Genomic DNA, 15,332 nt, shown 5'->3' with positions numbered 1-15,332 from the left:
GAACTGGTTTAGGGCTGATGGTTACTTTCCGAATTATAGAGGTAATGCAAGGGAAGCTTGAGTTTTTTAGTAAGAAAGGTTTAGGAACCGAAGCAATAATTCATATCCCATCTGCAGAAAAATAGCGCTGGTTGCTTTTAAAACCAGCGCTTTTTTTTATTTTTATTTATTGCCACATAGCGCCTTGTGCTTGGATCGCTTCTTCTTTAATTGTTGTTGGGTTTTCTGGAATTACCAAGTAGTATTTATTAGCCGATTCTTCAACAACCTCTACTTCGATTGTATCCGGAACATCGATTCCGAAAGCTTCTTTTATTGCTTCTTTCGGATTGGCGATAAGTTGTTTCTTGAATTCGGCATCTTCCCAAGCTTTTTGAATGATTTGATCTTTTAACGATTGTACATTGGACACAATAATCACCCTTCCGAATATGTATAAKTTTACCATACTCAGTCTATCATGCCCGTTCGACAAATTCTATATGAATTTTCAATTATTCGACAATTAATAGATTATATAGTACCTATTAAACTGAAATTTTATACAAAAAGTAGTTAAATCCGCCCTCCAGCAGCAACTTTTTGTTTGATTCTATCGTCTCATGGGTATGGTTCAAATGTTTTAGTATAAAACTATGGAATGCGACTAGCTCACTAGATCCCGCTTCCAATTCGATTAGTCGTTTTTCATTATCAATTGCAAGTTGAACATAAGGTCCGAGGCATCCTCGAATAAAGATTTCATTTTCAACCTTTTGTTCAGTTAATGCTTCTTCCGCAGTTCTATTTGCGGTGATCATCGCAAGCAGGCCATTATAGCTGCCTTCAGCCAGATCTTCTTTCCAATCCTGATAGTCGTCAGACATCTGAAGCGACATCAGCACAATATCGATGGCGAGCTCCATCTTCTCAATGAGCTCTGGGCGTTCTGCTAACAACAACGCGCCAGTGCTGGCGATTTTGACGGGACCTGCTTTGCCAGCTGTGCGGATGGGGTCGTTTATAAAGTAATCATCGCGATCCTCGTTGGTTACACTCTCGGCCCAGTTCGTTACATAATGGTCGTAATACGCCCAAAATGGTGAAGCTGAAGGGAACAGCTCACGGAATACACGGAACATTTCGAGCATGAGCAGGTTGCCTAGAGCAAGCTGTTCCTTCCAATTTGATGCCGGCATGCTGTCCATCACGTCATCCTGAATAAAAAAATAAAGCATTCCATATACATTAGCTAATGCAAGCGCTTCGCATTGCGAATCATTAATTCCGCTCGGCTCTTTCATCCAGAAGGGGAGAAGGCTGCATATGTAATCCTTATTGCTGTCATGCTTCACAGGATTGAACTTATGCGCATAGGCCAGACCAAGGCTGCCGAGCGGTGCTGGGAAAGCTGCAATACGTTCTTCGGCTTTGGCATAAACAAGTTCCAGCTGTGTGGTATAGCGAGTAAACCATTCCATTTAAATGTCCTCCGCTGCAATAGAATGTAAGCCAAACGACCATACTAAATTAAGATTTGGTGCATATAAATAGTATATGAACGGTGTCAATCTTTTCCTACTATATCATTTTTGGAAAAAGAAAATCTTAACATATTTTTAAGCATGAGGAAGAAAAAACGAAGTCTGTATTGAGTAAAAGCAGAAAATCCAGTAAAATGGATTAAGGTTATAAAAATAGGTGAAGTTAGTAGATGATCCTCTGTCACGCTATGCTTACAGAACTGGACTTAGGTCGGGGATGAATCTATTACCTGAGCAGGTTTAGAATTTAGTTCTCCTGCATTAAAGTTAATACCTAGATGAGAGTTCTTTAATGTGGAGGTAGTATGGCATGAATAGAGATGTTGAAATTTATGTTCTCTTAACGAATACGGGAACCTTATTTTCCAAGACAATTAGATGGTACACTAAAAATATGCTGAATCACGCTTCAATCGCATTTGACAGAGACTTGAATGAGGTCTATAGCTTTGGCAGAAAAAATCCGAACAACCCATTTTTTGCGGGATTTGTGAAAGAGGATGTACGAGGCGAGTTTTTTGAGAACTCAACCTGCGCTTTGTATAGATGCACGATTAGTCATTGCGCCTATATAAACATACGAAATCAAATTCATTACATGGAGAAAAATCGCGATCAGTATAAATACAATTTGCTAGGCATGTTAGGCATCATGCTTAATATTGAGATGAAACGAGAGTACGCATACTTTTGCTCGCAGTTTGTAGCCTCTGTTTTTGAGGAAAGCGGCGTGAATCTTGTTAATAAACCTTCCTTGTTCGTAACACCTGCTGATTTGGAGAATACAACGCTGCTGGAGCTCGTTTACCATGGTAAGCTGCAAGCTTATACAGGTGTTCAAGAGGAAATAAAGGCAACTGGAACCTTCCGCACTGCGTAAAGAAGATCTCACGTGTTGAGATCTTTTTCTTTTTTATAATGATCATTATGACGAAAACGGATTACATCCAGGAGGCTGGTTCACGATGTCTATTATTAGCTTTGGAATAGTTGGCGGAGGCTGGCGCGCAGAGTTTTACATACGTATCGCCAAAGCATTGCCGGAGAAATTCAACATTCATACGATACTTGTTCGTGACGAGGAGAAGGGGCGGCTGCTGGAGGCAAAATGGGGCATTCGTACGGTTCGCAATATGGCTCAGTTTACGGCTGAGTCCAAGCAGTTCAGCTTCGCTGTTGTATCTGTCCCGCGAACAGCGGCTCCGGCTATTATCCAAGAGCTAGCTGAACGGCAAATTCCAGTGCTGGCAGAGACGCCTCCGGCTGCTGATTTGGAAGCACTAACCGACCTGTATCAATCGCTGCCTAAGGATGCAATGGTACAAGTAGCCGAACAGTATTTATTTCAGCCGATGCATGCGGCTCGGATTCAGATTGCCCGCTCCGGGAAGCTGGGTGAAGTATCGCAAGCACAGGTATCTGCTGCCCATGACTATCACGGGATTAGCTTAATTAGACAGCTTCTTGGCGTCGGCTTCGAGCATGCCAGCATCATTGGACAGACCTTTGAATCGAAGATCATGCAAGGGCCAAGCAGACAAGGTGATCCGCTTGAAGAACGAATGGTTCAATCTGTGCAGCGAATTGCAACGCTCCGATTTGGCGACAAGCTGGCTGTATATGATTTTACGGGGGATCAGTACTTCTCTTGGATACGGCGCAGCCGCATGCTCGTAAGAGGCAGCAAAGGTGAGCTAGTAGACTCAGAAGTCAGCTATTTAAAAGATTACGCCACGCCCATTCATACGGAGCTTCGCAGAGTCGATACCGGTCAGCACGGGAATTTGGAAGGTTATTATCATCGCGGGGTTATTGCGGATGGCGAATGGCTTTACCAGAATCCAGTTGCTCCCGCAAGGCTTAGTGATGACGAGATCGCAATAGCGACTTGTTTGCTGCGAATGGGGCTGCTCGCTTCCGGTAAAGGAGCTTCCTTCTATAGCCTGGCAGAAGCAGCACAGGATCACTACTTGGCGCTCCTTATGGGGGAAGCAATGGCTTCGGGACAAACGGTGCATACGGAGAAACAAGTTTGGATGCCAGAATAGTCATAATTACCAATTAGGACAATTAGCACTAAACAAAATTGGTACCAATTACATGCAGGTGTAAGTCTTCGGCTGTGCTAAAATTGTTTTATAAGTAGAAGACTCGTAGTCACTATTTTTGTGATAGAGTCTTTTTTTGTTTTGAATATTCGGAATTTTCTGGAAATTATTATTTTTTTCTTGGAAAAACATATTCGATTTATTAATTAATGGGTAATCAAGTTATAAAGGAGAAACAGATGCCATTTTTAACGAATAGAAAAAAGAATCCTGTCATTTTATTGCTGATGTTCGTGTTGCTGGCTCTTTCGGTTACAGGGTGCGCTTTGCTTACAAGCAGCGGCAATTCGGGCGAAGAGAATAAACCAATAGAGACGGAAAAGCCTGTCGTGCCTGTAAATGGTGAAAAGAGTAAAGTGATTCCATTTGTCTATACGACAAAAAAGGAATTGTCTCTTACTTTCAATGGTATGGGTGATGAGAATCTCATGACTAAGCTGCTCGATGAACTTGATCGCTACGATATTAAGGCGACCTTCTTTTTGCCGGGCATGAGGGTGGCTGAAGAGCCGGGAATCGCCAAGGAGATTTTGGCTAGAGGTCATGGCATTGAGAACAACACGCTTAGTCGGCTCGATCTAACTCATTTAAGCTATGAGCAAGTGTTTAAAGAGATCAATGTCAGCAATGAAGTGATCGAGAGGGAGCTAGGAGTAAAGCCTCAATATATGCGGACGAGATCCGGCGATTACAATGATACCGTTCAGCTGGCTGCAGCGCAGAGCGGGCTTTCGGCTGTTGTATCTTACAGTCTTAATTTGCATGAATGGCAGCAGGAATCGGAGCAAGAGAAAGCGGACTATATTCGAAAATATGTAACTCGGGGCGGCATTATTGCCTTGGATACGGAGCTGGATGGACAGGTTCTTGAATCGATACCGCTTATTGCGAAGGCAGCGGCCGAGGTTGGCTACAAGCTCGTTCCGCTTAAAGAGCTGGTAAGCAGTGGTCAAGAGAGAAAACCGCTTGAACAAATACCGGGATTTGATGCTGCTCGAAAAAATTCAAACGACAAACAATCGAGCTACAAGCTTATTTATAACTGGGAAAATAAAAAGAAGGTTGTGTCACTTACCTTTGATGATTGGGGTACCGACTACACGATTACAAAGCTGCTTGATATTTTGGAAAAGCATGACGTGAAGGCTACTTTCTTCTTGCGTGCCAACGGGGTAGAGAAAAATCCGAATTTAGCTAAGGCGATAGCGGAAGCTGGACATGATGTTGCTAATCACACATACAGTCATCCTGTCATTACCAAGTTAACGCCTGAGGAATTGCAAGAGGAAGTCGTCAAGGCTCATCAAGTAATAACCGAAGCGATTCAGCAGCAGCCTACCATGTTATTTAGACCCCCGACGGGTGAAATTGATGATGAACGGGCGAGAATTGTAGCTGCAACAGGCTACACCTCCATTGCGATGTATGACGTAACGGTGTTCGACTGGGACTCTGCCAATGACGCCGACCATATCGTGAAGGGTGTTCTGGATCAAACGGTTGATGGGAGTGTTATTCTTCTTCACATGCTGGATAACATTCATACGATTGAGGCGCTGCCAGATGTTATTGAGAAGCTGAAAAGCAAGGGCTATACATTCGTTCCCATGTCGCAAATGTCTCTAAAATAACTTTTTCTTACTAGATGGAGATGACATATGACGTTATACGAGGAAATCGTTACAAGGCAGAAGAAAATAGCGGTCATTGGATTAGGTTATGTCGGATTGCCGATCGCAGTAGCTTTTGCGAAAAAAGTGGACGTTGTCGGCTTCGATGTCAATAAAGATAAGATTGCACAATATTGCAGCGGGATTGATACAACCGGCGATATAGGCAGTGATGTGCTCAAAAATACCGAAGCGCAGTTTACTTCAGATCTGAATGAGCTTAAAGATGTTTTTTTCTTCATTGTGGCAGTGCCTACACCGATTCAAAGCGGTAATATACCGGATTTGAATTATGTGAAGAGTGCGTGTCAATTGGTGGGCAGGAAGCTCAAGCATGGCGCAATGGTTGTGTTTGAATCGACCGTCTATCCGGGGGTGACGGAAGAAATATGTATTCCGATTTTGGAGGCAGAGTCGGGTCTTGTTTGCGGCGTCGATTTTAAGGTAGGTTATTCGCCTGAACGAATCAATCCCGGTGACAAGGTTCATCGACTAGAGAACATTACGAAGATCGTGTCCGGTATGGACGAGGAAACGCTGGAAACTGTCGCGAGCGTGTATGAGCTGATTATTGATGCAGGCGTATTTCGGGCGGAGAGCATCAAGGTAGCTGAGGCTGCAAAAGTCATTGAAAACGCACAGCGAGATGTAAATATTGCTTTTATGAATGAGTTGTCCATGCTGTTTAACGGTATGGGGATAGATACAAAAGCCGTGCTGCAAGCAGCAGGCACCAAATGGAATTTTCTTAACTTTAGCCCTGGGCTGGTTGGTGGTCATTGCATCGGAATTGATCCTTATTATTTGACCTATAAGGCTGAGGATACCGGCTATCATTCCAAAATTATATTAGCGGGACGCCAAATTAACGATGGGATGGGCAAGTATGTCGCTCAGCAAATCATTAAGAGGCTTGTTAAGCAGAAGGTAAATATAAATACAGCCAAAATAGGCTTTCTTGGCTTTTCTTATAAAGAGGACAGCTCCGATATTCGCAATACGAAGGTGACAGACATTATCGAAGAGCTTCAAGAGTACGGGATAACAACACTTGTGGCAGATCCAAATGTGGACAAGCAGCAGGTTTATGGCGAGTATGGCATCGAGCTATGCGACATTGAGGAATTAAGCGGGTTGAATGTTGTTATTGTAGCGGTTGCCCACACTCAAATTACGAAGATGAATGTTGAGGATTTTGACAAGCTGTATGACGACAACAAAACGAAGTTTTTGGTTGATATAAAAGGCGTATTTGATAAGCGGTTATTCGAGCAAAACGGATACGACTATTGGAGCCTATAGTGCCGGATTGGAGACAGCAGCGTGTTTAGACGACAGAAAAAAAAGCCGATAGAAGTGCTGACTGTTCCAAGAGCGGACAGACGCACCCTTTGGAGCGTTCCCGATCCGGAGCATTTGCGGCAAAAGGTTGATCGAAGAGGTTATGCCGAAGGTCAAAGCAAGGACGGCCGTGATGATGCGGCAGCGATGCATAAGCTGCGTGAGCTAAGCCTGAGATATGAGGCAAGCTTTGACGTGCGGCTGCTTCGCAATGGCCGGAGGAAGCAGCAGGCAATAAAGGGAAAAGCGGTAGACATTTCTTCTACAGGCATTTTGATTGAACTGGACGCATCCGTAATTGGCGATTCGTTCATGGAGGGGGCAAAGTATAAGCTGAGCTTTGAGATTCCACCTGGGACGATGCCTGAGGGTTATGAGTCTGCCGTGAAAATAGAAGCTGTTATTAAAAGAACATTTACGCGAGATAGCGAAGAGGGAGCGAAGCAGCTTATCGCTTTCCAATTTGAGAGGCCATTATCCACGTATCTTCAGAAGAAGCGTTGGGGTTATTCTGTCTATGCGGCGAGCACCCTGCTGTTTGTAGCAGTTGGTATTATTATGCTTATGCGTGTGGAGAGCATCATTTATTTTAAATACAATTTCATCTTGTATTTATACAGTATTACGGCAGCGGCTTTCTTGCTCACTCGTTACTTCTTCGGCGCGCTGCACCGCGATGTGCCGGTTAATCCGCATTATACGCCAGGCGTATCGATTATAATTCCTTGCTTTAATGAAGAGGAATGGATTCATCGAACGATTTTGAGCTGCATGAATCAAGACTATCCGATCGACAAGCTGGAAGTGATTGTCGTAGATGATCGCTCTAAGGATCGTTCTGTGGAGCAAATTCAGAAGGTTATCGACCTTGTTCACAAAGAGGCGCAGAGGTACGAAACGAAGGATCGTCTGAAATTGCATGTATTGTCCGAAAATGGGGGCAAACGCGTAGCGCTTGTAAAGGGCGTGGAGATGGCAAAGCATCGTTTGGTCGTATTTGTGGACTCTGACAGCTTTCTAGAGCCTACGGCGATTAGAAATCTCGTACAGCCCTTTCAGGACCCGCGAATGGGCGGTGTCGCTGGACGCACGGATGTGGAAAATAAATATACGAACACAGTTACGAAGCTGCAGACGGTACGCTACTATATTGCATTCCGAATTATGAAGGCTGCTGAATCTTGGTTTGACAGCGTAACCTGCTTGTCTGGGCCACTCTCTTGCTACCGAAAGGATTTAATTTTGAAGCATAAGGATGCTTGGCTGACTCAGAAGTTTTTGGGGCAGCCAGCGACCTTTGGCGATGACCGCAGCATGACTAATTTTATTTTGAAAACACATCGTACCGGCTATCAGGATACAGCGATTTGCTCCACGATCGTCCCCTCAGAGATGAACGTGTTTTTAAAGCAGCAAATGCGCTGGAAACGTTCATGGCTGCGTGAATCGCTGCGAGCAGGGGGCTTTATTTGGCGGAAGGAGCCGTTTATGGCTTTGTTCTTCTACATTGGGCTTATTGTTCCCATTGCAGCGCCGATTGTGGTTTTGTACAACTTGGTTTATGTACCGATCATGTATCGGATCTTCCCAAGCACCTTCCTGATGGGACTGCTGCTGATGGCGCTGTTGATGAGCTTTGCCCATCTGTTGTTTCGTAAGAGCAAGCTGTGGGTTTTTGGATTCGTATTTTGTATTTTCTACGAGTTTGTGCTGCTGTGGCAAATGCCTGTTGCATGGGTTACCTTCTGGAAATCAACCTGGGGGACAAGAGAAACGCCGCAGGACATTGAAGCTAGAAATAAGAAAGCAGCGAGAAAGAACAAAAACAACAAGAATATGGACATGCCGCTTTAAAGCGGCCATGGTCTATTTCATAGATAAGGATGACCGCTATGAATAAGTGGTATACGAATGGAGTTTTCGATTATAAGCGGAAAAACAAAAGAAAGGTGATCAGAACGACCGTACAGATGATCATCTTGCTTGTTTTGGGCTTCATTCTTTTCCATGCTGTATTTGATATCAAGCAATATGCGGAGCCGGATAAGGCGCAGTGGACCAATCAAGACGGGTTTATTGCGCTATCTTATTTTGGCGTAGCAAGAAACGGTACATCGGAGCTGATTTCCAAAAAACGGCTGAATCAGCAGCTGAAGGCACTGCACGATCAAGGTTATGTAACCATTTCGCAGCAGGATGTCATGGACTATTACAAGCATGGAAAACCTTTGCCGCCTAAAGCGCTGTTTCTATCCTTCGAGGATGGACGAAACGATTCCAGTTTATTTGCTCAGCCTTTGCTGGAGAAATACAATTATAAAGCGACCATTTTGTCCTATGCGAATAAGGTTGGGAGCAATGAATCCAAATTCCTTCAGCCTAAGGACATGCTCAGTATGATGAAAAAGGGCTATTGGGAGCTTGGAAGCAACGGCTACCGGTTGTCTTATATTAATATTTTTGACAAGGAAGGCAAGCTCATTGGTGTGAAGGAAGAGAATGAGTTTAAAGATCGGGCTAACACGAGCTACTACACTCATTACCTGATGGACTTTATCCGGGATGAGAACCTAGTGCCTGCAGAGCATCGAGCCGAAATGGAAGCGCGCATCAATGCAGACTACAAGTCGATGAAAGAAATTTACAACAAGACGCTTGGCTTTGTTCCTAACGTGTATATGATTATGCACGCGAACATTTTGTACAATGGCATGAACCGGCTTGTTGAGAATGTGAACGACCAAAATATTAAAGCGATGTTCGGCATGCATTTTAACCGTGAAGGACTTTCCTTGAATAAAAGCAGTGACAGCCTTTATAATTTAACAAGGGTGCAGCCTGCTTCCTATTGGTATACGAATCATTTGCTTATGAAAATTAGTAAGGATACTGGTCAGAAAGTCAGCTTTATTGCAGGGGATGAGCGGAGATCGGCAAAGTGGAAGCTTATCAGCGGTGCGGCTGAGTTTACGGATAACCGGATTGCTTTAACCTCTGTTCCAGCAGGAAGCGGCATGCTTTTATTGAAAGATATTCATGCTGCCGACGTAAAACTTACTGCGGAGCTTGGCGGTCATGCAGTCGGCAGCCAATCGATTTATGTTCGATACGATCAGAATACGGATTCATTTGTTCGAGTGTCGATCGAGGATAATTCGGTTATTGTGGAGCAAAAGGCACCCGGAGGCAAGGTTGAACGGCTGCTAGCAAGCAAGCTTGGGGACAAGGCTGCTGAACGTGCGAAGCAGCTTGAAGTTAGCGTATCGGGCGATCAATTAACGGTGATTGTAGATGATGTGCAGCTCTCTTTGCAGCAAATTAGCAGCTCGATCGTCGGCGGAAATATTGCGCTTGCTTCCAAAGCAAGCCTTAACAACGAAAAAGATGATATTTACGACGCTGTTTTTGATAATATAAAAGTAACGACCGTCAATGAGGACGGTACAGAGCATGAGTCATTATACAAGAACGGTTATGTTGGGATTGAGGGGTTAATCAGTAGAGTGAAGAACGCGATTAATGCATCATTCGACTGGGCGATCGATACGTTTTAGCTTAATCAGAACCTAATAATTCGAGGAGTTTGAATCAATGCGGAAACGAAAAGGTCTTATTGCAGCATGTTTGCTTGTGGTGCTTGTAGGCGCAGCAATGTATTTTTCCAATCTTACAAATCGCGCAAAGAAAGCGGAGCAGTCGTCTATTGAAGACGTACTGCAGGCTGCAGCCAGCGTACTGCCTGAATTGTCAGCTTGGATTGTGGACTGGCAGTGGAAGCAGGGAATTGAGGACCTGAGTATTATTAAAGGTGAATTAACGAGCTTGCAGTTGTTTGCGGCCTATTTTGATTATAAGGATAGTCTTTATTTTACGGATAAGTTCCAGCAGGCGTTGCCTGAAATCATGAAGATTTATAAGAAGAACGAACAGATGCAGCTCTATCTGACGGTAGTAAACGACCAGTTTAAAGAAAATGGCGAGTCTGTTCAGAAGGATTCGAGTTTAATTACGCGGCTAGTAGAGACGGAAAAAAGTCGCAAAAAACATGTAGATGAATTGATTGCAGCCGTTGATCAATTTGGGTTGAACGGAATTGAGATCGATTATGAGCGAGTCGAGGAAGAAGACTGGGAACGGATGCTGCTTTTCTACTCGGAGCTTCATACTCGTTTGCAGAAAAGCGGGAAGTCGCTTCGAATCATTTTGGAACCAAGAGCTCCTATTGAACAATTAAAGCTTCCGGAAGGCCCGGAATATGTCATGATGGCTTATAACCTATATGGCTCACACAGCGAACCAGGACCAAAAGCGGATGAAGCTTTTATTGAACAATTGGCAACCAGAATGGAAGTACTGCCTGGCAGTCCGTATATGGCTTTCTCGGTTGGCGGGTTCGATTGGCATGAGGATGGCAAGGTTGAAGCTTTGACTGAGGAGCGAGCGGGGCTGCTGTTAAAGCAAACGGGCAGTAAAGCGCAGCGCGATCAAGCGAGCGGCAGCATGTTTTTTGAATATACTGATGCTGAGGCCAACAATATGAAGCATACCGTGTGGTACGCAGATGAAGTGACATTATCTCGTTGGATAAATACTGCAAAAGCGAACGGAATTAGCAAGGCGGCGATTTGGAGATTAGGCGAAATAGAGATGGAATCTCTGACAAATTTGAAGCTGTATATGCAATAAAATAGGGAATAACAAAGTGCTTCTGAAGCTTATGAGAATAGCTGCGGAAGCACTTTTCTTTAGTACTGAAATATTCCATTGACAATGATTATCAATAGCGAATATACTTCATTTTAGGACAAAAACAGATCCAATTTATTGGAGTGGGGAGCAATTTTAATGAAGTATAAATTAATGACTTTTTTATTGGCTTGTACGGTAGTATTTACAGGCTGCGGCTCAAATGATGCAGTTAAGAATGAGCCTAAACAAGCAGAGGGCAATTCCGCAAGCGGTGCTGTCGTCTCGGACGAGGTTTGGGCACCTATTCTGGAGAGCTATCGTCAGTTTACTATTGAGCAAGCCGATACTTTCATATTAGAAACAGAGAAGTTTGTAACAGCTGTGAAGAGCGGGGATGTTGAGGCGGCGAAAAAGCTGTATGCGCCGACACGCATGTACTTTGAACGTATTGAGCCAATAGCTGAAGCGATTGGCGACCTCGATCCAAATATTGATGCGCGTGAGAATGACGTGGAAGACAAGGACTGGCGCGGATTCCACCGCATTGAGCAGTCGCTGTGGGAGAAGAACTCAACCGAAGGTATGGGTGAATATGCAGACCGCTTGCTGGAGGATGTAAAGCTGCTTCGCGCTTTGATGGAAACCGTTGAAGTTGAGCCAAGTTTGCTTGTAACGGGAGCAGTAGAGCTGCTTAATGAGGTATCCGCTTCGAAGGTGACTGGCGAGGAAGAACGTTATTCACACACGGATCTGTACGACTTTGCAGCTAACGTGGAAGGTGCAGATAAGATCTATCAGCTGGTTAAGGCTGAACTGAACAAAAAGGATGCTGCGCTGGATGAGCAAATCGGCAAAGGATTTGCTGATCTTGAGCAAGCCTTGTCAGCTTACAAATCAGGTGATGGTTATGTGTCCTATCTAGATTTGAAAGAGGAAGATACAAAGAAGCTAAGCCAGCTTATTGATGCGCTTGCCGAGCCGCTTTCTCAAATGGGTACAATATTGGAGGCTTAACAACATGACGGAATCTTTTAATTCCAATCAAAATGAGGGCAAGCCCAACATAGATGCTAAAAAAATCAGCCGTAGAGACCTACTACGGCTGGCAGGTGTTGGCGGGGCTGGACTGCTGCTCGGAGCAGCTGGAGTCGGAAGCTTGTTCCAAACGCAGGAACGCAGCGCGGCTAAGCCTGCTTCGAAGGCAGTCAAAGTAGATAAAGACCAAATTGTTAGCTTTTATGGCAAGCATCAGGCCGGAATCACGACGCCGGCACAAGACTTTATTTTATTCGCTTCCTTTGATTTAACGGCGAGTACACTTGATGAGGTGCGCAAGTTATTTCAAGCATGGACGAGTGCAGCAGCATCCATGACAAACGGTGAGATGCTCGGCAAGACTAACGATAATTTAAATCTTCCTCCTTCAGATACGGGTGAAGCAGAAGGTTTGCTGCCATCTCGTACTACGATTACTTTCGGTGTGGGTTCGTCATTCTTTGATGCAAGATATGGATTAGCGGACAAAAGGCCAGCTGCTCTTGTTGATATGCCTGCTTTTGGCGGTGACGAGCTGCGAGACGAATGGTCAGGCGGTGATATTGGCGTTCAAGTGAATGCTAATGATATGCAAATTGCATTCCATGCGATCCGCAATCTAGCTCGTATAGCTAGAGGGAAAGCGGTGCTCCGCTGGACGCAGGAAGGTTTCCAGCGTACGAGCGGTGCTGATCCAGCGAATGCAACGCCTCGCAACCTGATGGGCTTTAGGGATGGAACAGGCAATCCAGACGTTAACGATGATGGGGAAATGAACAAGGTCGTGTGGGCAGCCGCAGCGGATGGTACGCCGTGGATGGATAAGGGCAGCTATATGGTCGTAAGGCGTATTCGCATGCGCATTGAGGTATGGGATCGTTCGACGCTCGGGGATCAGGAGTCAACCTTTGGCCGCCACCGAGACAGCGGTGCCCCGCTTGGCGGAGCGCATGAGTTCGACAAGCTTGATTTGGAGAAGAAGGACGAGAAGGGCAAACCGGTGCTTCCGATGAATTCGCATGTGCGTCTAGCTCATGGCGATGGCACGGTAAAAATATTGCGCCGCTCCTACTCGTATTCAAGTGGAATGGATCACAAAACCGGGCAGCTGGATGCAGGCTTGTTGTTTATTTGTTTTAACCGCGACTCACGGAAACAATTTATTCCGATGCAGACTAAGCTTGGGCAAAGCGACCTAATGAATGAGTATGTCGTTCATACGGGCAGTGCGATGTTTGCTTGTTTTCCAGGTGTTCGTGAAGGCGGATATATCGGAGAAACGTTATTTTAAATCATAATGTTGCTCGGTTAGGGTTGGGTAGAAAATAGCTCTTGATGATGAAAGGGGCGGACGTCTATGTTCGCACAAAATGGCGGAATGAAACAGTGGGGTATTCGTTTCATTTCTTTTTTTGTACTGATGATATTGATGTTAGGGAGCAGCGGATTATATACGTTTGCTGAAGGTGCGCAATCCACCGAGCTTGATCGTTTGCTTCCGCTCGTTGGCGGTGCTCTTGTTGAAGCAGGTCAAGGAAAGTGGAAGGAAGCGGCAGCTCATATTGATGATGCTTCGGCTAAGTGGAAGCAGCTTGAGCCTGCGGCAACGAAGGAAGCGGCAGCGGTGGATTCTGCGCTTGCGGGAGCTATAAAAGCTTTAGCAGCGCCGGAAAGCGATGCTGATGCTGCCAAAGCTACGTTATCCCTACTAGCGAAGGCACTTAATAAATACGTGAAGAGCGTTCAAGACGCACCGGCGACTCAGCTAACTGGTCAAGATGCGGCTGTCAGCATACTTCCTTTGGCAGAGAAGCTGCTTGCAAGCATTCAAGCAGGCGACTTGGACAAGGCATATGCTGGATATCGTGAAATGAATAATAGTTGGCTTAAGGTTGAGCCTGCTATTCGAGCGGATCATTTCAACGTTTACAGCGGCTTGGAAACGAAGATGAGCATGCTTCGCATTGCTGTTCAAGCTGATCCTCCGAGAACCGAACAAGCGAAAACAGAAGCGTTGGCACTCATTCAGCTTATTAAAGATTATCGCGATGGGAAAATATCGACTGTGGCTAAGGAGTCGGGATTAACGGTAGCCGATGCTGTGGACATCCTAAATCAAGCGTTAAATGATGTCCAGCAAGGGCATTATCCAGAAGCGGCTGGACAGATGGAAGCTTTTATCGTGCAGTGGCCTGCGATTGAGGGTGTGGTTGCCCTGCGATCGGCTGCTATCTATAGCAGTATGGAGATTGGAATGGCTGAGGCGGGCGGCTATTTGCTCTCCGATCCTCCAGCGGCAGATAAGGCGGAGCAGCTTATAGCTGAGATGCTGGGGCAGCTAGAGCCAATGATGCAGGATACCCGTTACACCGCTTGGGATGCGGGGATGATTTTGCTGCGCGAGGGTCTTGAAGCTATTCTTGTATTATCTGCTTTACTTGCGTACTTGCAGCGTACCGGCAATCAAGATAAGCGCAAATGGGTATGGTCTGGCGTATGGGTTGGACTTCTGCTTAGCGGTATTATGGCTGTTGTGCTTACGTATGCCATTGCTCAGGTTGCAGCTGGAAGTGCGCGTGAGTCGATTGAAGGTATTGCTGGTTTACTATCCGTTATTCTAATGATCACAGTTGGCAATTGGCTGCACAATAAGTCTAATATGAACAATTGGAATCAATACATCGACAAGCAAATGGGCAGTGCGCTCGCAAGAGGAAGCCTGTGGTCACTATTTGCAGTTTCGGGTCTAGCGATCTTCCGCGAAGGTGCGGAGACGACGATTTTTTATGTCGGGATGGCGCCGTCTATCGATCCGCTGCAGTTGGCTCTCGGATTTGGCGTTACTTTCATCTTGCTGATTGCACTTGGCTTTGCGATTATTAAATTTAGCGCGAAGCTTCCCATACGGCCATTTTTCCTTGTTGCATCCGCATTAATCTATTATCTCGTTGTTCGCTTCCTTGGCG

12 protein-coding genes are annotated in these 15,332 nt (G+C 45.2%); 10 read left to right on the top strand and 2 right to left on the bottom strand.

Features of this window, described 5'->3' with window-relative positions; all coding sequences use genetic code 11:
• Positions 1-166: 166 nt before the first annotated feature.
• Both AC1DSE_RS16335 and AC1DSE_RS16330 read right to left on the bottom strand, forming a co-directional pair.
• Positions 167-412, bottom strand: a complete 246-nt coding sequence (locus AC1DSE_RS16335) for an NHLP leader peptide family RiPP precursor (RefSeq protein WP_477512489.1) — start codon at positions 410-412, stop codon at positions 167-169.
• 115 nt (positions 413-527) lie between these two features.
• On the bottom strand, positions 528-1,460 hold the full coding sequence (locus AC1DSE_RS16330; protein WP_477512488.1) for a hypothetical protein: 933 nt from the start codon (positions 1,458-1,460) through the stop codon (positions 528-530).
• A gap of 373 nt (positions 1,461-1,833) precedes the next feature.
• Here AC1DSE_RS16330 and AC1DSE_RS16325 point away from each other — a divergent pair, with 373 nt between their 5' ends.
• The 10 genes from AC1DSE_RS16325 to AC1DSE_RS16280 all read left to right on the top strand — a co-directional run.
• Entirely contained in the window at positions 1,834-2,403 is a 570-nt protein-coding gene (locus tag AC1DSE_RS16325) for a C40 family peptidase (RefSeq protein WP_076269627.1), read from the top strand.
• 85 nt (positions 2,404-2,488) lie between these two features.
• Positions 2,489-3,571 (top strand): Gfo/Idh/MocA family protein, encoded by a 1,083-nt coding sequence (locus tag AC1DSE_RS16320; RefSeq protein WP_477512487.1) that lies wholly within the window; start codon positions 2,489-2,491, stop codon positions 3,569-3,571.
• 239 nt (positions 3,572-3,810) lie between these two features.
• Complete coding sequence (locus AC1DSE_RS16315; protein ID WP_477512779.1) at positions 3,811-5,262, top strand: polysaccharide deacetylase family protein; 1,452 nt, start codon at positions 3,811-3,813, stop codon at positions 5,260-5,262.
• Positions 5,263-5,289: 27 nt separating this feature from the next.
• Positions 5,290-6,603 carry a nucleotide sugar dehydrogenase gene (locus AC1DSE_RS16310; RefSeq protein WP_477512758.1) on the top strand — a complete coding sequence of 438 codons (1,314 nt, stop codon included), beginning with the start codon at positions 5,290-5,292 and terminating at the stop codon, positions 6,601-6,603.
• A gap of 21 nt (positions 6,604-6,624) precedes the next feature.
• On the top strand, positions 6,625-8,496 hold the full coding sequence (locus AC1DSE_RS16305; protein WP_477527900.1) for a glycosyltransferase family 2 protein: 1,872 nt from the start codon (positions 6,625-6,627) through the stop codon (positions 8,494-8,496).
• A gap of 38 nt (positions 8,497-8,534) precedes the next feature.
• Positions 8,535-10,196 carry a polysaccharide deacetylase family protein gene (locus AC1DSE_RS16300; RefSeq protein ID WP_477512760.1) on the top strand — a complete coding sequence of 554 codons (1,662 nt, stop codon included), beginning with the start codon at positions 8,535-8,537 and terminating at the stop codon, positions 10,194-10,196.
• Positions 10,197-10,233: 37 nt separating this feature from the next.
• Positions 10,234-11,328 carry a glycosyl hydrolase family 18 protein gene (locus AC1DSE_RS16295; protein WP_477512761.1) on the top strand — a complete coding sequence of 365 codons (1,095 nt, stop codon included), beginning with the start codon at positions 10,234-10,236 and terminating at the stop codon, positions 11,326-11,328.
• Between the two features lie 153 nt (positions 11,329-11,481).
• Complete coding sequence (gene efeO, locus AC1DSE_RS16290) at positions 11,482-12,345, top strand: iron uptake system protein EfeO (RefSeq protein ID WP_430057374.1); 864 nt, start codon at positions 11,482-11,484, stop codon at positions 12,343-12,345.
• 4 nt (positions 12,346-12,349) lie between these two features.
• Positions 12,350-13,657: an iron uptake transporter deferrochelatase/peroxidase subunit gene (gene efeB, locus AC1DSE_RS16285; RefSeq protein WP_477512762.1), complete on the top strand. Its 1,308-nt coding sequence runs from the start codon at positions 12,350-12,352 to the stop codon at positions 13,655-13,657.
• A gap of 66 nt (positions 13,658-13,723) precedes the next feature.
• On the top strand, positions 13,724-15,332 hold a 1,609-nt coding region (locus AC1DSE_RS16280), incomplete at its 3' end, for an FTR1 family iron permease (RefSeq protein WP_477527899.1).

Source organism: Paenibacillus sp. 01L418, assembly GCF_056400045.1.
This window is presented reverse-complemented; position numbering and strand designations above follow the sequence as displayed.